Here is a 21876-nt window from a genome sequence, read left to right on the forward strand (position 1 = left end):
TCGATCCAGTACTCGCGCGCCAAGGTTCGGACGGGGGCGACCCCGTCCGAACCACGGCCGGTACGTACCGCCTCGGTCAGCCCGCGTCCACGGCGGACGGCGGGGCCGCCGCCGTCTTGGCCCGCCGGGTCCGGCGCCGCTTGGGCCGCTCCGCGGCCTCCTCGTCGCCGTTCTCCGCCGGGGCGGGTGCCTCGGTGACTGCGGTGCCGGCGTCGCCGTCGGCGTCCGCCCCACCGCCGTCCTGCGCCGCGGCGTCACCCTTGCCGGCCGCCGCACGGGCGGCCTTGGTGCTGGTGCGCCGGGTGCGAGTCTTCTTCGCCGGGGCCTTCTCGGGCTCGGCCTCCGCGTCCGCCGTGGCGGCCCCGGAGTCGGTGTCCTTCACCGCCTGCGCGGGGGCGGCGTCCGCCTGCTCGGCGACCGCCTCGTCCGCGGCCTTGCGGGAGCGGGTGGCGCGCTTGCGGGTCTTCTTGGCGGGCTCGGCCTGCTCGGGCTTGTCGACCTGCTCGGGCTTGTCCGCCTCGGCGGCCGGGACGCTGACGGGCTCGTGCTCCGGCTCGGCCTGGTCGGCCGCGTCGTCGCGCTCGTCCTTGTCGGAGGACTTCTCGGCCTTCTCCGCCTTGTCGGCGGACTGGTCGGAGTCGCCCTTGCCCTTCTTCTTCTTGCGTCCGCCGCCGCTGCCGCTGCCGACCGCTCCGGCGCCCTTCTCCAGGAGGTCGCCGGACAGCACCAGTCCGCGCCCGCTGCAGTGCTCGCAGGTGTGCGAGAAGGCCTCCAGCAGACCCTGGCCGACCCGCTTGCGGGTCATCTGCACCAGGCCCAGCGAAGTGACCTCCGCCACCTGGTGCTTGGTGCGGTCGCGCGACAGGCACTCCAGCATGCGGCGCAGCACCAGGTCGCGGTTGGACTCCAGCACCATGTCGATGAAGTCGATGACGATGATGCCGCCGATGTCGCGCAACCGGAGCTGGCGGACGATCTCCTCCGCCGCCTCCAGGTTGTTCTTGGTGACCGTCTCCTCCAGGTTGCCGCCCTGACCGGTGAACTTGCCGGTGTTGACGTCGACCACGGTCATGGCCTCGGTCCGGTCGATGACCAGGGAACCGCCGCTGGGCAGCCAGACCTTGCGCTCCAGGGCCTTGTTGATCTGCTCGTCGATGCGGTAGGCGGAGAAGACGTCGCGGTCCTCGGACCAGTGCGAGAGGCGTTCGGCGAGGTTGGGGGCCACGTAGTCCACGTACTCGTGGACGGTGGTCCAGGCCTCCTCGCCGGAGACGACCAGGCTGGAGAAGTCCTCGTTGAACACGTCGCGCACGACCCGGACGGTGAGGTCCGGCTCACTGTTGAGCAGCGACGGCGCGTTGGCCGACTTGGACTTGCGCTTGATCGATTCCCACTGCTTGGCCAGGCGCATGATGTCGCGCTCCAGCTCCTCCTCGCTGGCCCCCTCGGCGGCCGTGCGCACGATCACACCGGCACCGGAGGGCATGACCTTCTTGAGGATCTGCTTGAGGCGGGCGCGCTCCTTGTCGGGGAGCTTGCGGCTGATGCCCGTCATCGAACCGCCGGGCACGTACACGAGGTAGCGGCCGGGCAGGCTGATCTGGCTGGTCAGGCGGGCACCCTTGTGGCCGACGGGGTCCTTGGTGACCTGCACCAGGACCGACTGGCCGGACTTGAGCACCGACTCGATGCGCTTGGGCTGGCCGTCGAGGCCGAACGAGTCCCAGTTGACCTCGCCCGCGTACAGGACGGCGTTGCGGCCCTTGCCGATGTCCACGAACGCGGCCTCCATGGACGGCAGCACGTTCTGGACACGGCCCAGGTAGACGTTGCCGACGTAGGAGCGGTGCGTGGCCCGGTCCACGTAGTGCTCGACCAGGATGTCGTCCTCAAGGACGGCGATCTGGGTGCGGTCACCCGTGCGGCGGACCACGAGGTCGCGCTCGACCGCCTCGCGGCGGGCCAGGAACTCCGACTCGGTGACGATCGGGGCGCGGCGGCGCCCCTGCTCGCGGCCCTCGCGGCGGCGCTGCTTCTTGGCCTCCAACCGCGTGGAACCGCGGACGGACTGGACCTCGTCCTCGATCGGTTTCTCGGCACGCGGCTCGCGCACCCGCACGACGGTGTTGGGCGGGTCGTCGGGGGTGGTCTCGCCACCCGAGCCCCCACCGGACCGGCGCCGGCGGCGGCGACGGCGACGGCTGCTGCCGCGCTCGCCGTCCTCGCCCGAGTCCTCGTCGCCCTCGGCGTCGGTGTCGTCGTCGGTGGTCTCGGCCACCTCGACCTCGGCCGTGCGGCTCCTGCGCCGTTCCGGCTTCTCGGCGGCGGGCTCGACCTCGGTCTCGCCCTCCGCCTCCTCACCGGAACGGGACCGGCCCCGGCCGCGTCCGCCACGGCGGCGGCGACGGCGGCTCGGGCGGTCGTCGAAGACGTCGCCCGTCTCCTCGGCGACGGAGGACTCATCGGCCGACTCGTCGTCGTCCTCGTCCTCGTCCTCCTCGTCATCGGCCCCGGAGGACGCGGCGACGGGCACCGGGGTGGCACTGGCCACCGGCGGCTGGAACAGCATGGTCGGCGCCTGGAAGACGTTTCCGCCGCCCTGTTCGGCGGCCTCCTCGTCCTCCTGGTCCGGGGTCGTCCCGGCCGTGTCGGCGGCCTCGGCCACGCGCGTGCGGGACCTGCCACGGGTCCGGGTGGACCTGGAGGTGTCCTTGTCCGCCTTGTCAGCGGAGTCGTCGGCCTTGGCAGCGGGGGCCGCCTCGGTGGTCCGCTCGGCCGCGGGCTCCGCGTCCTGTGCGGCGCGGGTCCGGCTGCGGCGCGGGGCCGGGTCCTCGTCGGGGCGTCCCGCGGCGCGCACGGTGCGCCTGCGCGTGGTGGTGGACACCGCCGTCTTGACCGTGCCCCCCTCACCGGAACCGGCGAGCGAGGTGACGGGCATCGAGGGGGGTGTGAAGACGTCGTCCGGTTCGGGGGGCGGTCCGGCGGCGCGGCGAACGCCCCGCACCGGTGCGGGTGCGGTCACACGCACCTCACTGCCCCGGCCCGGGGGGGCCGCCGCCTTGCCTGCGGTCGTTTCAGTTGTACCCGCGGTGCTCTCGGCACCGTCGTTGGGCTCGTTGTCGAGCATCCGGGCGGTCTCCCGTCAAAGTTCTCGGGCGCGCTGTGGCCTGTCGGTCGCCAGCGCGGCTCACGAGAACTGTCGTCGCTGTGTCACCACCGGCGGCACCAGGGTGCCGTCGGGGCGAAGTCCTGTGGTTTCGCCCATGTTCCCCGCTTCGGGGCCGCTCATCCGCGCGGTCCCGTTCATGGGCGTTGACGGCCGTGGTGCGTCGTCGCGCCGCTCGTCCGCGTTGTCGTTCGCGGGTCCGGGGCTCGTGAGAGCTTCGGGCCGGTCCTCGGTGAGCGGGTCCGCGATCGCGCCTGTCGTCTCGTCCAGTGGCCCCTGCGCCAGCCGGGTCATCACGGGTGATGACGGCGGCGCGAGGTCGGCCACATGGAGGAGGCCGGTCAACACGTCGTCTGGTCGGACAGCAGGTGTCGTGTGCCGTACAACCATCCGAAGTATGGCATATGCCGTGTCGTGTTCCCCTGGGACGCGCCCGTGGAGGCCGCTGCACACGTCGATACGAACCACTGCCGGTCGTGTATCGAAGCTGCGACGACCCTTCTTCGTCATTCGCTCCACCTCGACACTGTCGGCGGCCATGTACGCGGCCACCGACCTGGCGGCGTCGTCGGGGTCGACGCCCGCCATCTCCACCTGCCAAGCGGAGGCCTGGAGCCGGTCCGCCAGCCCGGGCTGCCGGGCCTCGACGACCTCGACCACGTCGATGCCCTCGGGCATGGCGGCGTCGATGTCGGCTCGGACCTGCTCGGGTTCGCGTTCCTCGGCCAGGACGAGTTCAAGGTACTCCGCCTCGCTGGCGGCCCCTGTGGGAGCCGCTCCCGTGTAGGAGACCTTGGGGTGGGGCGAGAAGCCGGCGGAGAACGCCATGGGCACGGAGGCCCTGCGCAGGGCCCGTTCCAGCGCCCTGGCGATGTCGCGGTGGCTCGCGAACCTCATGCGCCCGCGCTTGGCGTAGCGCACACGAAGCCGCTGTCCCGGCTTGGCGGTGGAGGGTGAGGTGGTGCCCTCGGGTGCGGGGGGCAGCTCAACTCCTTTCCTCATGCCCCCAGGTGTGGTCGGCGGAGCGACCTCGAAGGGGCTGTTCCTCGTCCTGCTCAGCGTACGGTGCGCCACGGTGCACATGCGCCAGCAGGACTACGCATACCGGTATCTCCCCCACTGACCTGCGGTCGAAAAGTCCCCGAGGCCTCCGAGCGGGTACTGAACCGGTGTTCACCACCTCAACGTGGAACTCCCGAAAAAAAATCCGGAGAAAATCTTCTGAGGATGGCAACCCCCCGCGCACCCCGCGAGTCTTATTACTCGTACGGCCCGGCGCGAGCGGGGCGCCGGGCCGTACATCTTCCTCACCGGGCCACTCCCCTTCAAGGGTCGAGAGAGCGCCCGGAGCGCGCATCCTACTCCGGTGACACTCAGGGCACTGTGAGCGACCCCGCCCCTCCCACACCACGAACATCCCTGTTCGCACGCCGACCACCGGCGGAGCAGGGGTTCCTCCGTCTACGGGCTCGCGGCGCGACGGTCAGGCCGGGCGCAGCCCCGCCAGCACCACGGCCACGGTGCGGCGCCGCGCGGCCTCGTCGGTCCCCCCGCGCTCGCGGGTCATACAGCCCTCCATCAGCGCCTTGAGGTCGGCGGCGTCCACGTCGTCGCGGATCTCCCCCGCCCGTTGGGCCGCGCCGAGGAGCTCTCCGAGCGTGGCCACCACGTCGTGACCGGTGCCGCGGACGGCGGCGACGTCGAACCCTCCGCCCCGGAGCGCCTCACCCAGGCCGTGGTCCAGCGCCCCCTCGTCGACGACGAACGCGAAGAACGCGGCCAGCGCGTCGCCCGGCTCCCGCTCCTCGGAGAACGCGCGGGCAGCGTCCACGAGGCGCTCCATCCGGCTGAGGACGATGGCCTCGCAGAGGGACTCCTTGGTGGGGAAGTGTCTGCTGACGGTTCCGGTGCCCACCCCCGCGCGCCGGGCGATCTCGTGGACGGGGACGGACAGCCCCTCGGAGGCGAAGGCCTCGAAGGCAGCCCGCAGGACCTTTTCCCTGTTGCGTCTCGCGTCGGCTCGCACTCTCTCCTCCAGTACCCGCCCACGGACCGCGGACGGGCGGGACGGCCCCGTGCCGCCACGACGACGGCTTCCACGGCCACGTACTTCCACCACAACAAACGGGATAGCCGTCCCGATTATATCCGGGCCGCCGCACGCGATCCCGACCCGGGCGTCGCGGAGATCGAGGCGGCCAATACGAAGGCCCGGGTCGAGTCCCTGTGGAATTACGCCAAGACTCAGACGGGCTGGGTCGTCGGCAAGCCCGCCTACGGGTACAAGACGAGCCGCGACGAGGACGGGAAGACCTCTCTCGCCATCAACCCTCTGCCGCATAAGGCGCTGCGCGAGGCGTGGAGGCTGATCGTCCAGGAGGATGTATCCACTACCGAGGCTACCCGGCAGTTGAAGAAGCGCGAGCTGGTTCCTCAGTCGACGACCACGTCGATAATGATCCGCCGGCTCCGGAACCCTGCCCTCCTCGGCTACCGAGTAGAAGAGGACAAGCAGGGTGGCATTCGCCGGTCGAAGATCATCCCCGGGAATGACGCCAAGCCGATCAAGATCGCCGACCCGACCTTCAGCGAGGAGGAATGGGACGCCTTGCAGGCGAAGCTCGACTCGCGGGGCAAGGACCAGCCCCACCGGCAGCCGAGCGGGGCGACGAAGTTCCTGGGCGTCATGAAGTGCGTCGACTGCGCGACCAACACGATCGTCCACCACACCCGGAACAAGCACGGGGACTACGCCTACCTCCGGTGCCAGGGCCGCAAGAGCGGCGGGCTGGGGTTCCCCGACCCCGGCGCGGTGTACGAGGCGCTGGTCCAGCAGGTGCTGTCCGTGCTCGGGGACTCCCCCGTCGAGACCCGGGAGTACGCACGCGGCGAGGAGAACCGCAAGGAGGTCAAGCGACTGGAGGAGGCCATCGCCTACTACATGAAAGGGCTGGAGCCGGGCGGTCGGTACACCAGGACCCGGTTCACCCAGGAGCAGGCCGAGTCCACGCTCACCCAGATGATCGCCGAGCTGGAGGCCGTCGACCCCGAGTCGACCAAGGACCGGTGGGTGTACGTGAAGGGTGGCGGGACCTTCCGCCAGCACCGGGAGGAGGGCGGCATGGATGCCATGGCTCAAGACCTCATGCGGGCCGGGATCACCTGCGAGGTGACTCGGATCAAGGTCCCGAAGAAACGGGCGCCGAAGGTGCACCTGAAGCTGAAGATCCCCAAGGACGTGCGCCAGCGTCTGATCGTCAAGAACGATGACTTCGCTGAAGTGTTCTGACCTGCAATACAAAGAAGCCCCCAGGCCAGGGGCTCTTTTTGTGTCTCAGGTGGCTCCTGCCAGCCCTTCGGCTCCGGTCAGCCCCATTCCACCTCGAAGGTCACCTCGGTCTCGGATCGGGCTTCTGGAAGCTCATGAGGGGCACCGTGGAACCGCTCGGGCTCGGCACTCCGAGCGGACGGGAGACCGGCGAGAAGATTTTTTCGCTCCGCCTCGGACAGGGTCATGAACTGCTTGGCGATGTGGTCAAAGGCCCTGGTCATCGGCGGTTCACCACCGTCAGGGGGAGGAGTTTCGCATCGAGGTCTGCCAGTTGTGGGGTTGTGCCCATGCTCGGGCACACCCCGCAGTCGTAGCAGGGGCTCCACCGGCAGTCGTCGATCTCCACCGACTCCTCCCCGTGCAGCGAGTCCTGCCAGTCCTGCCACAGCCACGACCGGTCGAGCCCCGCGTCGAGGTGGTCCCAGGGCAGGACCTCCTCCTCGTCGCGCTCACGGGTCGTGAACCAGTCCAGGTCCACCGGGAGTCCCGCCAGCCCGGTCTCGGCGGCCCGCGCCCAGCGCTCGTACGAGAAGTGCTCGCTCCAACCGTCGAACCGGCCCCCGGCACGCCACACCTCCTCGACGACCCTGCCGACCCTGCGGTCCCCCCGGGACAGCAGTCCCTCCACGACGGAGGGGCGGCCCTCGTGGTAGCGCAGGCCGATCGACCTGCCGTACCTGCGATCGCCCCGCAGGGTGTCGCGCAGTTTGCGCAGCCGCGTGTCCACCACCTCGTGCGAGGTCTGGGCGGCCCACTGGAAGGGGGTCTGCGGCTTGGGCACGAACCCCCCGATGGAGACCGTGCACCGGATGTCCTTGCGCCCGGTCACCTCACGGCCGGTCCGGATCACCTCGGCCGCCAGGTGCGCGATGGCCAGGACGTCCTCGTCCTCCTCGGTGGGCAGCCCGCACATGAAGTACAGCTTCACCTGCCTCCACCCGGCCGCGTACGCGGCGGTGACGGTCCGGATCAGGTCCTCCTCGGTGACCATCTTGTTGATCACGCGGCGCATCCGTTCGCTGCCCCCCTCGGGCGCGAAGGTCAGCCCCGACCTGCGCCCGTTGCGGGTCAGCTCGTTGGCGAGGTCGATGTTGAACGCGTCCACCCTCGTGGACGGCAGGGAGAGGCCGGTGTTGGTGCCCTCGTACCGGTCGGCGAGCCCCTTGGCGATGTCGCCGATCTCGCTGTGGTCGGCGCTGGACAGCGACAGCAGGCCCACCTCCTCGAACCCGGACGCGGCCACGCCCTCCTCGACCATCTTCGTGACGGTCTCCTTGCTGCGCTCCCGGACCGGCCGGGTGATCATCCCGGCCTGGCAGAACCGGCAGCCCCGCGTACAGCCGCGGAAGATCTCCACGCTGTACCGCTCGTGCACGGACTCCGCGGTCGGCACGATGGGCTTCCTGGGGTAGGGCCAGTCGTCCAGGTCCATCACGGTGTGCTTCTGGACCGTGCCCGGGACCCCTGGCCGGTTGGGCGTGTACGAGGCGATCCGCCCGTCCCCGTGGTAGGCCACGTCGAAGAAGCGCGGCACGTACACGCCGCCCGTCGCGGCCAGGCGCAGCAGCAGCCCGTCGCGCCCGCCCGGCTCGCCCTCGTCCTTGAACTCGCGGATGATCTCGGTGAGGGCGAGGCTGATCTCCTCCCCGTCCCCCAGCACCACCGCGTCCAGGAAGTCGGCGATCGGCTCGGGGTTGAACGCCGAGTGCCCGCCGGCGAGCACGACCGGGTGGTCGCCGGTGCGGTCGCGGGAGTACAGCGGGATCCCGGCCAGGTCCAGCGCGGTGAGCATGTTGGTGTAGCCCATCTCGCTCGCGAAGCTGATCCCGAGGACGTCGAAGGCGGCCAGCGGCCGGTGGGCGTCCACGGTGAAGTGCGGAACGCCGTGCTCGCGCATCAGCTCCTCCATGTCCGGCCACACCGCGTAGGCGCGCTCGGCCAGTACCCCCTCGCGCTCGTTGAGGACCTCGTAGAGGATCTGCACGCCCTGGTTGGGCACGCCCACCTCGTAGGCGTCCGGGTACATGAGGGCCCAGCGGACCCTGGCGGCGTCCCACTCCTTGACGACGGAGTTGAGTTCGCCCCCGACGTACTGGATGGGCTTGCCCACCTTGGCCAGCAGGGGCTCCAGGCGCGGAAACAGGCTTTCGACGGACATGGTGCGGGCCTTCGCTCGGCGAACATCGTGTCAGAACGCGTGTGTCACCCCGCCGTGGCGGGAGCGGGCGCCGGGGCCGCCGGAGTGCGACCCCGCGGATGTTCCCAGGCTACCGGGGTCGGCAGGTCCGGTCCGGGTTTGTCCACAAGGCCGGCCAGGTCCCCGGCGCACGCCGTTCCGGAACGCGTCCCCCGCCCCTTTCCGCCGGGGAGCAGCCGAAGGGCCCCGAGGGAGGGTCTCGCCTCCCGCGGGGCCCGGACGCGCGGTCCGCCCGGGGACCGGGTCCGCAGGGCACGGCTACTCGAACCCCCGGTCGCGGGAGTTGACCCCCAGCACCAGGCCCAGTCCCAGCATGTTCGCCATGATCGCGGTACCGCCGTAGGACACGAACGGCAGCGGAAGGCCGGTCACGGGCATGACGCCCAACCCCATCCCGATGTTGATGAAGGTCTGGAAGCCGAACCACGCCGCCACGCCCACGCACAGCAGGCGGGGATACGGCTGGTCACAGCCCAGGGCGATCCGCAGGACCCGCCAGATGATCACCGCGAAGAGCGCGATGATCAGCGCCGCCCCCGCGAACCCCAGTTCCTCCCCGGCGACCGTGAAGATGAAGTCGGTGTGCTGCTCCGGTACGAACCTGCCGTGCGTCTGCTCCCCCTGGAAGAGCCCGGTCCCGTTGAACCCGCCCGACCCGACCGCGATGAGCGCCTGGTTGGAGTTGTACCCGGCGCCCTGGGGGTCCGCGGAGGGGTCCACCAGGGTCGCGAGGCGGTCCAGCTGGTAGGGCTCCAGCAGGTCGAACCAGAACACGCAGAACACCGCGGCGACGCCGCAGGCGAGCATGCCGGCCACCCAGATGAAGGGGGCACCCGACAGGGTGAGCATCCCCAGGAAGATCGCCCCGAGGACCAGGGTCGTGCCCAGGTCCGGCTGGAGCATCACCAGTGCCAGCGGTACCGCCAGTACCAGGAGGCAGAACAGGACGTCCCGCGTCATCGGCTTGGTCTCGCCGTCACGCGGTTCGCCCAGCAGCGTGGCCAGGACCAGGATGAGCCCGACCTTGGCGAGCTCGCTCGGCTGGAACTGGAACCCGCCGACCACGATCCACCCGCGCGACCCGTTGATCACCGCGCCCAGCGGGGTGAGTACCAGGACCAGCGCGACCGCCGTGACCAGGTAGACGATGGGCGCGTACGCCCGGACCGTCCGGAAGTCCACCGAGGCGACGATCAGGCACACCACCCACGCCATCGCGAGGTGGGCCAGGTGGCGGCGCAGGTGGCCGGTGGAGTCCATCGGGTCGCCGCCGTCGCCCGGCAGCGTCGCCGACCACACCAGCATCGAGCCGACGGCGCAGAGAGCCGCCACCGAGATGATCAGGACCCAGTCCAGGCGGCGGGCGGCCCCTGCCGCGGTGACGGCGGTGGTGCCGAACCCGGACCTGCGTCCGGGAAGCGGCGTACCCGTGTATGTACTCATGGCCTACCGATCCAACACGTCGATGGAACCGTCGGTGCGCACGACGGGCAGCTCCGAGTAGGGCTTGCCTCCCGGAAGCGCGGGCCGGCCGCCACCGTCGCCGTCCTCCTTGCCGGAGAACCCGTAGATGCCGTTGTAGATCTTGCGGGCGATGGGCGCGGACGTCTCACCGCCGGTACCGCCCTGGGACACGAAGACGACCACGGCGAACTGCGGGTCGTCCGCGGGCGCGTAGGAGGCGAACCAGGACGACACCTGGCGCTGCTGCGCGTCGGCGCTACCGGTCTTGCCCGCGATGGACACGTCGTCCTGCGGGAAGTCCGCGAAGGCTCCGCGGCCCGTACCGGACTTGGTCACCTCGGTGAGCGCGGCCTGGAGGTACTTGATGGTCTCGTCCTTGACCGGTACCTGCCCGGCCACGACGGGTTCGATCTCCTCGACGGTGCTGCCGTCGGCGGCGACCAGTGCCTTGGCCACACGGGGCTCGTACAGGGTGCCGCCGTTGGCGATGGCCGCGTAGGCCCTGGTGAGCTGCAACGGGCTGACCAGGACGTCGCCCTGGCCGATCGCGAAGTTGACCGCCTCGCCCGCGCGCCACTCGAAACCCTCCACGCACTGCTCGTGGGCGAGGCGCTTGAGGTAGGAGGCGTGCGACGGGTTGGTCTCGGCGACCTCCGGGTAGCCGTGCTCGCCCCGGTAGCAGTTGTTCTCCCGGGTCTGCGCCCAGAAGGTGCGCTTCCACTCGCGGTCGGGGATGCGGCCGCTGGTCTCGAACGGCAGGTCGATGCCGGTCGGAGCCCCGAATCCGTACCCCCGCGCCATCGTGGCCATGGCCTCGGTCGACTCGCCCTCGGGCCGGAGACCGCCGTCCTTGAGCCACAGCTGGTAGCCGAAGTTGTAGAAGATGGTGTTGCAGGAGACCACGATGGCCTTGTGCAGGGACAGCGACCCGTGGCCGCCTCCCGCGTAGTTCTGGTAGTTCTGTCCCGCGATGTTGACCGACCCCGGGCAGGCGTAGGTGCTGCGCAGCGAGAAGCCGTTCTCCACGGCGGCCGACAGCGAGGACACCTTGAACGTGGAACCGGGCGGGTACTGGCCCTGCACGGCGCGGGAGAGCATGGGCTCGCCCGCCTCCTCGCTGAGCATCTCGTCGAAGGCCGCCTGGTCGATGCCGCCCTGCCAGACGCCGGGGTCGTAGGTGGGGAGGCTGGCCATCGCGACGATGCCGCCGTTGCGCACGTCCATGACGATCGCCGCCCCGGAGTCGGCCCTGTACCTGGGCCGGGCCCCCTCCATCCCCTCCTTCAGCGCCTGCTCGGCGATCTTCTGCACGCCGACGTCGATGTGGGTGACCAGGTGGTTCCCGGCCTCGGGCAGCCGGTCGGAAATCACGTCCATGACCTCGCCGTGGTTGTTCACCCCCAGGGTGCGCAGGCCCGCGGTGCCCCGCAGTTCGGCGTCGTAGACCGCCTCCAGGCCGTCGCGACCCACCTGGTCGATACCGGTGAACTGCGTCCGCAGCTCCTCACGCGCGTCCAGTTCCTCCTGGGTGACCGGTTGCAGGTAGCCGAGCATCTGTCCACCGCGCGCACCGTAGGGGTACTCGCGGACGGCGTGCGCCTGGGCCGTGACGCCCGGGAAGTCGTCGGCGCTCTCCATGATCTGGAGGGCGATCGAGGGCTCCACGCCCTCGGCGAGGGTGACCGGCTGGTAGGGCGAACCCGGCCAGCAGGGGCGCTCCACCTCGGGGCCGCAGAGGCGCATGCGCTGCTGGAGCTCGGCCACGGGGACGTCGAGGGTCCGGGACAGGTCGGTCAGGACCTTCTCCCCGCCGTCCTCCATGCCCAGGATCTCGTGGTAGTCGGCGGACACCACCAGCTCGGTCCGGTTGTTCACCAGCGGCTTGCCGGTGGCGTCGAGGATCTGCCCCCGCGTCGCGGGGACGATCAGCTGCTGGTGGTGGTTGGCCACGGCGAGGTCGCGGTAGTGGCCGGACATGGGCACCTGGAGATACCACAGGCGCGCGGTCAGCGCGGCGAACAGGACCACGACCATGACCTGGGCCAGGATCAGCCCGGCCCGGCCGAGTCTGCGGCCCGGGAGCGTCGGGTCGAAGGGCGGCTTGTGCACGGCTCACCACCCTCCCGGCGACATGGGGCCCTGGACGGTGGCGAACTCGCTGTCCGCGAGTGTGCTGCGCACCCACACGATGGGCAGTGTGACCAGGGGCGACACGAGCACCGTGAGGACCGTACCCACCCCGACGGCGGTCGCGACGGCCGTCACGGTCATGTGCGAATCGCCCATGACGAGGCCGACCGCCGCGTATCCGAGGCCCACCCCCAGAGCGGTGACGGCGGTGGCGCCGACGGCCACCCAGCCGGAGGTGCCCGAGCCCACGGCGCCGGGGGCGCCGGTGTTGCGGCGCACCAGTGCGACCAGGTAGGCGGCCAGGCACAGCACGAGCGCGTAGCGGCCGACCACGTGCTCGGCGGGCGGAAGCAGGTCCATGGCCAGGCCCGCGGTGAAGCCGCACGCGGCGGCGGAGGCCGGGCTCGTGGTCAGGGCGACCGCGACGACGGCCGCGACCACCAGGTCGGGGCCGGGCCCCCACTCGAACGGGAGCCGGTTGACGATCGTGGCCTGTGCGAGAACCGCGACGGCCACCAGGATCAGGGTCGCTGCGGACCTCATCACTGCTCTTCCTTCGGTTTCGCGGGCTTCTCGGGCTTGGGCGGGAGCACCGAGTCGCGCGGGTCCCCGGCGGGTCCGGCCACGACGACGCCCACCACGTCCAGGGACGCGAAGTCCACGGCCGGGGTGAGGCGGGCGATGCGGCTGAGCGCGCCCGGTGCCACCTGGACCTCGTCGACGGTGCCGATGGGCACCCCGGGTACGAAGGGCGCCCCTTCGTGCGATCCGAGCGTGACGACCCGGTCCCCCGACTCCACCGGTGCCTCCATGTCGAAGAGCTCCAGGGTGAGGTCGGCCTCGGGTCCGCCCGGGATGGCCCCGCCGTTGACCACGCCGATCTTGCGGGTGGCCTCCAGGCGGGCTCCGACGGCCGACTTGACGTCGGTGGCGAGCATGACGGTGGCGGTGCGCGGTCCCGCCTCGACCACGCGTCCCACCAGGCCGGATCCGTTGACGACGGTCATGTCCTGGCGGACACCGGACTCGGTGCCGGTGTCGATGGTGACCGTGTGCGCGTAACCGCGGGCCGTGGAACGGGTGACCGCCTGCGCGGCGACGACCTCGTAGCCGCCCAGACCGGACAGGTGCAGGAGCTCGTCGAGCTGGTCGGCGCGGTTCTGGTCGATCCGGACCGCTTGGAGTTCGGACTCCAGGGAGGCGTTGGCCTCCTCCAGCTCGGCGACGCGCGCGGCGGCCCGGGGGCCCTCGGTCAGTCCGTCGTAGAGGGTGACCGCGGGCTCACCCGCCCAGCCGACCCCGGCCGCGGCGGGGGCGAACACGAGCTCGCCGCCCGCCCTGGCCACGGAGGTGACCGGGTTCCGGCCGGGTCTGGCGTCCAGGACGAGCAGGACCACGGCTGCGGCGACCAGCAGGGCGAGGACCAGCCGGGACCTCGGTGAGTCGCGCAGCATGTCATCGCCGCCGTTCCGGGACGAGGACCTGGTGCAGCCTCTCGTAGTTCTCGACGCAGGTGCCGGAACCGACCGCGACGGAGTCCAGCGCGTTGTCGGCGACGTGGATGGGCATGCCCGTCTCGTGCAGGAGCCGGTCGTCGAGGCCGCGCAGCAGGGCGCCGCCCCCGGTCACGGCCACGCCCCGGTCCATGATGTCGCCGGACAGCTCGGGCGGGCACTTGTCGAGGCTGGTGCGGACCGCGTCGATGATGGCGGTGACGGGTTCCTCGATCGCCTGGCGGACGTCGGCCTCCGACATCACGATGGTCTTGGGGAGGCCGCTGATGAGGTCGCGTCCGCGCACCTCGGCGTGCATCTCCTCGGAGCCCGTCGGGTAGGCGGAGCCGATGGCCATCTTGAGCTCCTCGGCGGTGCGCTCCCCGATCATCAGGGAGTACTCCTTCTTGACGAAGGTCATGATCGCCTGGTCCAGCTCGTCCCCGCCGACGCGGATGGACTGCGAGGTGACGATGCCGCCCATGGAGATGACGGCGACCTCGGTGGTGCCTCCGCCGATGTCCACGACCATGTTGCCCGTGGGCTCGTGGACGGGGAGCCCGGCGCCGATGGCGGCGGCCATGGGCTCCTCGATGATGTACACCCTGCGGGCGCCCGCCTGGTAGCCCGCCTCCTTGACGGCGCGGTGCTCGACCGAGGTGATACCGCTGGGAACCGCGACGATGATGCGCGGTTTGGCGAAGTGCCGTCGCCGGTGGATCTTCTGGATGAAGTAGCGCAGCATCCGCTCGGTGATCTCGAAGTCGGCGATGACGCCGTCCTTGAGAGGGCGGATGGCGGTGATGTTGTTCGGCGTGCGGCCGATCATCTGCTTGGCCTCGATACCGACCGCGACGATCTTGCCCGTGGACGTGTTGAGCGCGACCACCGATGGTTCGTTCAGAACGATGCCGCGTCCGCGCACGTACACGAGCGTGTTGGCGGTTCCCAGGTCGACGGCCATGTCCCGGCCGAGAAAAGCAAGGTTGTTCGGCATGTAACGTCCTCAGAGGCGCCGTGTCGGACGTGGTTGCACGGGGCGACCATACGTAGTCGTTCCGGCACGATAGGTATTCAGTCCCCCGCATCGTAACGGTCAGCACTTACTCCGTTACGCAAACACACCGAATTGTTGCCTCGTCAGCGGACGAATCATGAGAAGTCGTCCTCGGGGCCGCGGACCCCATGCCGTAGCGTCCGCGGCCGCCAAGCCCCTACAGGTGGGGGAAGAACAGCTTGATCTCGCGCTCCGCCGAGTAGGTGGAGTCCGATCCGTGCACGATGTTCTGCTGGACCTCCAGCGCGAAGTCGCCGCGGACGGTGCCGGGTGCGGCGGTCACCGGGTCGGTGGCTCCGGCCAGGGCACGGAAGGCCTCCACCGCGCGCTCGCCCTCGACCACCAGGGCGACCAGCGGGCCGCCGGTGATGAACTCCACGAGGGAGCCGAAGAACGGACGCTCGGCGTGCTCCTCGTAGTGCGTCCGGGCGGTGCCGGCGTCGAGCGTGCGCAGCTCCATCGCGACGAGCTTCAGGCCCTTGCGCTCGATGCGCGAGATGACCTCGCCCACGATGTTGCGGCGGACGCCGTCCGGCTTGATGAGAACGAGAGTGCGCTCCACGTGCGTGTCAACTCCTCACTGGGGCTCCGCGTGGCGCGTGGGCGGTCGCCCACGGCGTAGGCCGCACGCGGAGGTTCGGATGGTGGGTCACGGAAGCGGGGCCGCGAAGGGGGAGAACCCTCCCGAAGGGACCGGCCGCCTGTCCGGACGTGCGTCACACTATCGCGTTTGCCGGGAGGTCGCGGTGGCCACGGACCCCCCGCCCTCCCCGCTCCCCGACGCGGCGGCCTCCGCCTCGGCGCGGGCCGCGTGAGCGGCCTTCATCTCGTCGGTGCGGCGTCCCAGGATCACACCGGTCACCCACAGGGACACGAACACGACCGCGATGAGCATCGCCCCGGACACCAGGAAGGAGGTGAACAGGAACGCGGCCTGCAGCGCCCAGGCCGCGTAGTGCGCCCACCGGCGCTTCTGGAGGCCGGAGAGCACGAGGGCGACGGCTGCCATACCGCCCCACAGGCTCGCGGCCGTGGTCGGAGGCATCCCCTCCAGGGAGATGGCGACGGGGATGAAGAGGCCGATCACGACGGCCTCGAACACCAGGATGACGGCGCAGACTACACGCACGGCGGGTTCCCTTCGTAGTGGATCGCCCTGCCCGTCACTCGCCGGAGCCTCGCAGCAGGTGGACGGCGTCACCGGCGGTGACGACCGATCCGGTGACCAGCACACCGGCACCGCCGAACTCTTCGTCCTCCTCGGCCAGGCCGACGGCCCGGTCGATGGCGTCGTCGAGTCGGGGAACCACGTGCACACGGTCCTCCCCGAAGACCTGTCGGGCGAGGACGCCCAACTGCTCCGGTGCGAGGGAGCGCGGTGAGGAGTTACGGGTGACGACGATCTCGTCGAGCAGTGGTTCGAGGGGGTCGAGGATCCCCTCGACGTCCTTGTCGGCCATGATCGCGACGACTCCCACCAGGCGGGAGAAGCTGAAGGCCTCTCCCACCGCGGCCGCGGTGGCGATCATTCCGGCGGGGTTGTGCGCCGCGTCGGCGATGACGGTCGGACTGGTGCGCACGACCTCCATCCGGCCCGGGGAGTCCACTCCGGCCAGGGCCTCGGCGACCATGGCGGGGTCCAGGCCCGCGGAGTCCTCCCCCGCGGAGGCGAAGGCCTCCACGGCGGCGACGGCCACGGCCGCGTTGCCGGCCTGGTGGGCACCGAACAGCGGGAGGAACAGGTTCTCATAGCTCGCGGTGAGGCCCTTGAGGGCGATCTGCTGGCCGCCGACGGCCACCTCGCGCGAGGTGACACCGAACTCCAGCCCCTCCCGGGCGACCTGGGCCCCGACCTCGGAGGCGTTGCGGAGGAGGACCTCCGCCGCGGACACCGGCTGCTGGGCAAGGACCGCCACGGAGCCGGGCTTGATGATGCCCGCCTTCTCCTCGGCGATGCCGTGCAGGGTGTCGGGCAGGTAGTCGGTGTGGTCGATCCCGATCGGGGTGACCACGGCCACGTCGCCGTCGACGACGTTGGTGGCGTCCCAGCGGCCTCCCATGCCGACCTCGACCACGGCGACGTCCACGGGGGCGTCCGCGAAGGCCGCGTAGGCCATCACGGTGAGGATCTCGAAGAACGACAGCGGCGCGTCGTTCATCTCGTCGGCCATCTCGACGTAGGGGCGGATGTCGTCGTGGATCTCGACGAACCGCTCCTGGGAGACCGGCTCCCCGTCGACGACGATGCGCTCGCGCACCGTGCGCAGGTGCGGACTGGTGTAACGGCCCACGCGCAGGCCCCTCGCCCGCATGAGGGCATCGATCATGCGTGCGGTGGACGTCTTGCCGTTGGTGCCGGTGACGTGGATGACCCGGAAGTTGCGCTGGGGGTCACCCAGAAGATCCAGCAGGGTGCGGACGCGGTCCAGTCGAGGGTCGATGTCGGACTCGGGTGCGCGGGAGAGGATCGCGGCGGTCACCTCGGCGTAGCGCTGCTCGGCGCTCACGCCGCTCACGGTGTCTCAGTGGTCGGGGTGTACACCCGCGCCAGTGTACGCGCCCTCACCTGGGCCCGGACTCCGGGTTCGCGGTCCGGTGGCAGATATCGCACAGACCATACTGGTGGCATGCCAAGCCTTGACCCGTTCTTCACGGAGTGGGCGGACCGCCGCCCCGGACAGACACGCAGTCTGGGACGCGCCTTTGCGCTCATGGCCGTCCTGGGCCTGGACTCCGGGCACGCACCGGTGCTGGGGGTCGTCGGCTCCAAGGGCAAGGGCAGCACGGCGACGACGGCGGCGGCCGCCCTGGCCTCGGCCGGCCTGCGCACGGTCCTGGTGACCGGGCCGAGCTTCCGCTCCTACCGCGAGCGGGTACGGGTGGACGGGACCTCGGTGACGGACGCCGGGCTGGACGCGCTCGGTGCCCGGATCGACGCCGCCCGCCGGGAGCTGCCGACGGTGGAGGAGTCCGGAGGCTACCTGGCGCCGAGCGGCCTGTTCCTGGTCGCGGGGCTCCTGCAAGCGCGTGAGACCGGCGCCGACGTGTGCGTGCTGGAGGCGGGGATGGGTGGCCGCCGCGACGAGCTGCGCCTGACCGGCCCGGAGGTCGTCGCCCTCGGCAAGGTCTTCGCCGAGCACGTGGGCGTCCTCGGCGACGACGTGGTCGAGATCGCCAGGGAGAAGACGCTGGTCGCCGGTGAGCGCACCCGGGCCCTGGTGCGCCTCCCGCAGACACCGGAGGTGGCCGCCGCGGTCGACGCCGCGCTGGCCGAGGCGACCGGCGGTCGGGTGGAGGCCGAGGTCGTCGACCCGGAGGAGGCCGGAGTGGAGCCGCCGCCCGCTCTTCGGCCACCGGGGCTGTCCGCGGCCTCCGGGGTCCTGGGCACGGCCGCCGCCGCCAGGATGCTGGAGCACATGGGGCTCCCGGGCCCGGACCGCCGGAACCTGCACGACGTCCTGGGGACCGTTCGCCTTCCGGGGCGGCTGTCCCGACACGCGGTCCCCGGGGAGGCGCCGACCGGGACGGCCCCCGGCACGGAGGTGGTCGTCGACTCCGCCATCGACCGCGTCGGCGTCGCGGCGGCTCTGGCCCACGCGCGCGGCCTGTGGGGCGGGGTGGACCACGTACTGCTGTGCCTGCCCGACCACAAGGACGTCTCCGGTGCCGTCGAGGTGCTGGGCGACCTGCCGGTGACCGCCGTGCGCCTACCGGAGGCCCACCTGCGCTTCGAGCACTCCCTGCCCGGGCACTGGGGCCGCATGGACGCCGCGGACGTCTCCTCCGCGACCCTGGGCGCGCTCGGACGGCGGGTCCTCGCTCTGGGCACGGTGTACTTCACCGGCCGTGTCCTGGAGGCCGTGGACGCCCCCACCGACCGGCTGTTCGGCTGACTCCGGGGGCCTCCGCCGCGTCCGACCGCCCCTCCTGCCCGCGAACGCGGAACGGGGGCGGTGCCGCAGCACCGCCCCCGTCGCACGGACCGCTGCTTCGGTCCGGACCGGTCAGCCCCGTCCGGGCCTGTACTCGGGCTGGGACTGCGGGTTGAACTCGTCCATCCGGACGCGCTCGGCCGCCCGCAGGCGGGGGTCGTCCAGCTTCAGGACGTCGATCCCCCGCTCGATGTCGGAGGAGTAGACGTAGCCGTTGTAGTAGTACGCCGACCAGCTGTCGTTGTCCTGCACGCCGTCCTCGATCCGGGAGTCGATGTCGAAGTAGCCGATCTCCTCGGGGTTCGCCGCGTCGTTGAAGTCGATGACCGAGACCCCGCCCGTGTACCAGGACTGCACGAAGAAGTCCTGTCCGGGCACGGGGATCAGGGAACCGTTGTGGGCGACACAGATCTCCCCGCCCTGGTGGCGGTCGATCTTGAAGTAGCTCTGGAAATCGAGGTCGGCTCCGGATCCGTCACCGTCGAGGGAGTAGACGGCGTCGGCGCCGCGCTCGGGACCGATCTCCTCGGTGCAGGTGGGGGCTCCGCCACCACCGAGTTCGTCGGTGAAGACCACGTTCCTGCCGTCGTTGGTGAACGTCGCCGAGTGCCAGAACGCGAAGTTGGTGTCCTGCACCACCTCGGTCACGACCGGGGCTGCCGGGTCGGAGATGTCCATCAGGATGCCGTCGCCCATGCAGGCGCCCGCGGCGACGTCCTTGCTCGGGTAGACCGTGATGTCGTGGCAGCCGGAGGTCCTGGCGTTGCCACCCTCGGGGAAGAGCACGGGCGCGTCGATGAGCTCGGCCGAGGCCGGGTCCCCGACCGGGACCTCGATGATCGAGATCTTGTCGTGCGGAGGCTGGCAGTTCGGGAACTGCGCCGAGGGCGAGTACGACGACACGTAGATGTACTCGTGCTCGCCGTCCTTGCCCGGAACGAGCGTGTTGGTGTGCGAACCGCAGTCGGTGGCCACCGCGGAGACGTACTGCGGATTGGCCTTGTCCGAGATGTCGAAGATCCGGATGCCCTCGAACCCGTCGGGGTCCGTCGTGGGCACCGACGCCGCACCGCACTCCGTGCCGGCCCGGGGGTAGTCCACCGAGAAGTACAGCAGGTCACCGCTGACGGACACGTCACCCTGCCCACCGGGGCAGAGGACCTCCGAGACGACCTGAGGGTCCTCCGGCTCGGAGATGTCGTAGACGACGAACCCGTTGTAGTTGCCGCCGATGGCGTAGTCGCCGGTGAACGCCAGATCCGAGTTGAAGTCGCTCATCACCTCGGTCTTCGGGACGTTGGTCACATGAGTCACGTTGGAGCTGGTGTCGGCGTCGCTGACGAACTCGTCGGCGGCGGAAGCCGAGGCGGGGCCCAGAAGCCCGGCCACGAGGGCAGCTGTTCCGGCCAGGGTGAGGCCGGTCAGCCCGCGTCTGGCCGGGGTACGTCCGGAATGGGGGCCTGAGGGGGATGTCGCCATACGAACTCCTGGTTCTGATTGGAGCGAAACAGGAAGAACGTACACAGTTCAACATCAACATGTATAGGGGGATACAAAAGAAACATGGTTGTTAACACGGTGTCCGACTGACCCGATCTGACTGCACACCCCGCCCAGGGTTCGGGGTTCCCGCTGGCAGCAAGGCACGGCGCACCGGGAGGACCCGGCGCACCCCCACCTCTGTCCGCTTTGTTACTGCGCGGAAGGAAAAGACGGTTGCGACTGCGGGTTGAACTCGTCCATCCGCACCTTCTCCGCCTCCGCCAGCCGCGCGTCGGTCAACCTGAGGACGTCGAGGCCGCGCTGGATGTCGGAGGAGTAGACGTGGCCCCTGTAGTAGTACGCAGACCAGGATCCGGCCGTGCTCAACGACTCCGCGTTCCAGGGACCGCGGTCGAAGTAGCCGATCTCCTCGGGCTTGTCGGGATCGGTCAGGTCGATGACCGAGACCCCGCCCTGGTACCAGGACTGCACGAAGAAGTCCTGTCCGGGCACGGGGATCAGGGAACCGTTGTGCGCCACACAGTTCTCAGTTTCGGTCTGGTGGCGCGGCAGCTTGTAGTAGCTCCTGAAACCGAGCCGGGGAGACGCCCCCTCGTGGTTCAGGGAGTACACGGCGTCGGCACCCCGCTCCGGGCCGGCTTTCTCGGTACAGGTGGCCGCGCTGCCGCCGCCGAGCTCGTCGGTGAAGACCACGTACCTGCCGTCGTTGGTGAACGTCGCCGAGTGCCAGAACGCGAAGTTCGGGTCCTGGACGCGGTCCACCACCCGGGGGTCGGCCGGGTCCCCGATGTCGAGCAGCAGCCCGTCACCCAGGCAGGCCGCCGCGGCGACGTCCCGTTCCGGATAGACGGTGATGTCATGGCAGCCCGTGGTCCGCTGGTGCCCGCCGTCCGGGAACAGCTCGGGTTCGCCCACCACGGCAGCCGCGGCGGGTTCTGCCAGCGGCACCTCGATGATCGAGATCTTGTCGTGCGGAGGCAGGCAGTTCGGGAAGCGATCGGAGGGCGAGTACGACGACACGTAGATGTACTCGTGCTCGCCGTCCTTGCCCGGAACGAGCGTGTTGGTGTGCGAACCGCAGTCGGTGGCCACCGCGGAGACGTACTGCGGATTGGCCTTGTCCGAGATGTCGAAGATCCGGATGCCCTCGAACCCGTCGGGGTCCGTCGTGGGCACCGACGCCGCACCGCACTCCGTGCCGGCCCGGGGGTAGTCCACCGAGAAGTACAGCAGGTCACCGCTGACGGACACGTCACCCTGCCCACCGGGGCAGAGGACCTCCGACACGATCTGCGGGTCCTCCGGCTCGGAGATGTCGTAGACGACGAACCCGTCGTAGTTGCCGCCGATGGCGTAGTCGCCGGTGAACGCCAGATCCGAGTTGGTGCTCCGGACCGCGTCGGGTTTGGGCACATGGGCGACGTGCGTGACGTTGCTGCTGATCTCGTCGGACGGGGCCTCGTCCGCGTACGCGGACGCCGGGCTCAGCAGGCCGACGAGCAGCGTGCCGACAGCCGCGGTGAGTGTGGCCGTGCTCGCGAGGCGCCGTCTGCGGTCGGGAGGTGCAGGCATGGGGGTTCTCCTGGGGGCTGGGGGGCTGGGG

The 21876-nt window shown here is 70.5% G+C and carries 17 protein-coding genes; 2 read left to right on the forward strand and 15 right to left on the reverse strand.

All coding sequences use genetic code 11. From position 1 onward, the window contains the following. Positions 1-76 precede the first annotated feature (76 nt). From ACFWTE_RS01115 to ACFWTE_RS01125, 3 genes are all read right to left on the reverse strand, one after another. Positions 77-3127: an Rne/Rng family ribonuclease gene (locus ACFWTE_RS01115; RefSeq protein WP_378776644.1), complete on the reverse strand. Its 3051-nt coding sequence runs from the start codon at positions 3125-3127 to the stop codon at positions 77-79. A gap of 60 nt (positions 3128-3187) precedes the next feature. Continuing rightward, positions 3188-4063, reverse strand: coding sequence for a TIGR03936 family radical SAM-associated protein (locus tag ACFWTE_RS01120; RefSeq protein ID WP_378776699.1), 876 nt, complete (start codon positions 4061-4063; stop codon positions 3188-3190). 586 nt (positions 4064-4649) lie between these two features. Beyond that, positions 4650-5192, reverse strand: a complete 543-nt coding sequence (locus ACFWTE_RS01125) for a TetR/AcrR family transcriptional regulator (protein WP_378776646.1) — start codon at positions 5190-5192, stop codon at positions 4650-4652. A 429-nt stretch (positions 5193-5621) separates the two neighbouring features. Between ACFWTE_RS01125 and ACFWTE_RS01130 the strand changes: the two genes are divergently transcribed. Next, complete coding sequence (locus tag ACFWTE_RS01130; protein WP_378776648.1) at positions 5622-6455, forward strand: hypothetical protein; 834 nt, start codon at positions 5622-5624, stop codon at positions 6453-6455. A gap of 77 nt (positions 6456-6532) precedes the next feature. Here ACFWTE_RS01130 and ACFWTE_RS01135 read toward each other — a convergent pair whose 3' ends face one another. The 10 genes from ACFWTE_RS01135 to ACFWTE_RS01180 form a co-directional block, all read right to left on the reverse strand. Further along, positions 6533-6718: a hypothetical protein gene (locus ACFWTE_RS01135; RefSeq protein ID WP_378776649.1), complete on the reverse strand. Its 186-nt coding sequence runs from the start codon at positions 6716-6718 to the stop codon at positions 6533-6535. Next, complete coding sequence (locus ACFWTE_RS01140) at positions 6715-8655, reverse strand: TIGR03960 family B12-binding radical SAM protein (protein ID WP_378776651.1); 1941 nt, start codon at positions 8653-8655, stop codon at positions 6715-6717. The genes ACFWTE_RS01135 and ACFWTE_RS01140 overlap by 4 nt, the downstream gene beginning before the upstream one ends. 297 nt (positions 8656-8952) lie before the next feature. Further along, positions 8953-10137, reverse strand: a complete 1185-nt coding sequence (gene rodA / locus ACFWTE_RS01145; protein ID WP_378776653.1) for a rod shape-determining protein RodA — start codon at positions 10135-10137, stop codon at positions 8953-8955. A gap of 3 nt (positions 10138-10140) precedes the next feature. Continuing rightward, positions 10141-12267: a penicillin-binding protein 2 gene (gene mrdA / locus ACFWTE_RS01150; RefSeq protein ID WP_378776655.1), complete on the reverse strand. Its 2127-nt coding sequence runs from the start codon at positions 12265-12267 to the stop codon at positions 10141-10143. 3 nt (positions 12268-12270) lie between these two features. Further along, positions 12271-12831 carry a rod shape-determining protein MreD gene (mreD, locus tag ACFWTE_RS01155; RefSeq protein ID WP_378776657.1) on the reverse strand — a complete coding sequence of 187 codons (561 nt, stop codon included), beginning with the start codon at positions 12829-12831 and terminating at the stop codon, positions 12271-12273. After that, entirely contained in the window at positions 12831-13742 is a 912-nt protein-coding gene (gene mreC, locus ACFWTE_RS01160) for a rod shape-determining protein MreC (RefSeq protein WP_378776659.1), read from the reverse strand. The genes mreD and mreC overlap by 1 nt, the downstream gene beginning before the upstream one ends. Before the next feature lies 1 nt (position 13743). After that, a complete protein-coding gene (locus ACFWTE_RS01165) occupies positions 13744-14778 on the reverse strand; it encodes a rod shape-determining protein (protein WP_378776661.1) in 1035 nt (344 codons plus the stop codon). Positions 14779-14995: 217 nt separating this feature from the next. Beyond that, positions 14996-15400 (reverse strand): nucleoside-diphosphate kinase, encoded by a 405-nt coding sequence (ndk, locus tag ACFWTE_RS01170; RefSeq protein WP_378776663.1) that lies wholly within the window; start codon positions 15398-15400, stop codon positions 14996-14998. Between the two features lie 159 nt (positions 15401-15559). Beyond that, positions 15560-15967 carry a DUF4233 domain-containing protein gene (locus ACFWTE_RS01175; protein WP_378776665.1) on the reverse strand — a complete coding sequence of 136 codons (408 nt, stop codon included), beginning with the start codon at positions 15965-15967 and terminating at the stop codon, positions 15560-15562. A 34-nt stretch (positions 15968-16001) separates the two neighbouring features. Continuing rightward, the gene (locus tag ACFWTE_RS01180; protein WP_378776667.1) at positions 16002-17354 is read right to left on the reverse strand and encodes a bifunctional folylpolyglutamate synthase/dihydrofolate synthase; all 1353 of its coding nucleotides are present in this window, start codon (positions 17352-17354) and stop codon (positions 16002-16004) included. A gap of 111 nt (positions 17355-17465) precedes the next feature. Between ACFWTE_RS01180 and ACFWTE_RS01185 the strand changes: the two genes are divergently transcribed. Further along, positions 17466-18731, forward strand: coding sequence for a hypothetical protein (locus ACFWTE_RS01185; protein ID WP_378776669.1), 1266 nt, complete (start codon positions 17466-17468; stop codon positions 18729-18731). Positions 18732-18842: 111 nt separating this feature from the next. On the opposite strand, the gene ACFWTE_RS01190 is transcribed toward ACFWTE_RS01185, so the two are convergent. Both ACFWTE_RS01190 and ACFWTE_RS01195 read right to left on the reverse strand, forming a co-directional pair. Then, complete coding sequence (locus ACFWTE_RS01190; RefSeq protein ID WP_378776671.1) at positions 18843-20249, reverse strand: LVIVD repeat-containing protein; 1407 nt, start codon at positions 20247-20249, stop codon at positions 18843-18845. A 213-nt stretch (positions 20250-20462) separates the two neighbouring features. After that, the coding region (locus tag ACFWTE_RS01195) for an LVIVD repeat-containing protein (protein ID WP_378776673.1) at positions 20463-21876 on the reverse strand (1414 nt) is incomplete at its 5' end.

It is taken from the genome of Nocardiopsis sp. NPDC058631 (assembly GCF_042716955.1).
Classification (GTDB): domain Bacteria; phylum Actinomycetota; class Actinomycetes; order Streptosporangiales; family Streptosporangiaceae; genus Nocardiopsis.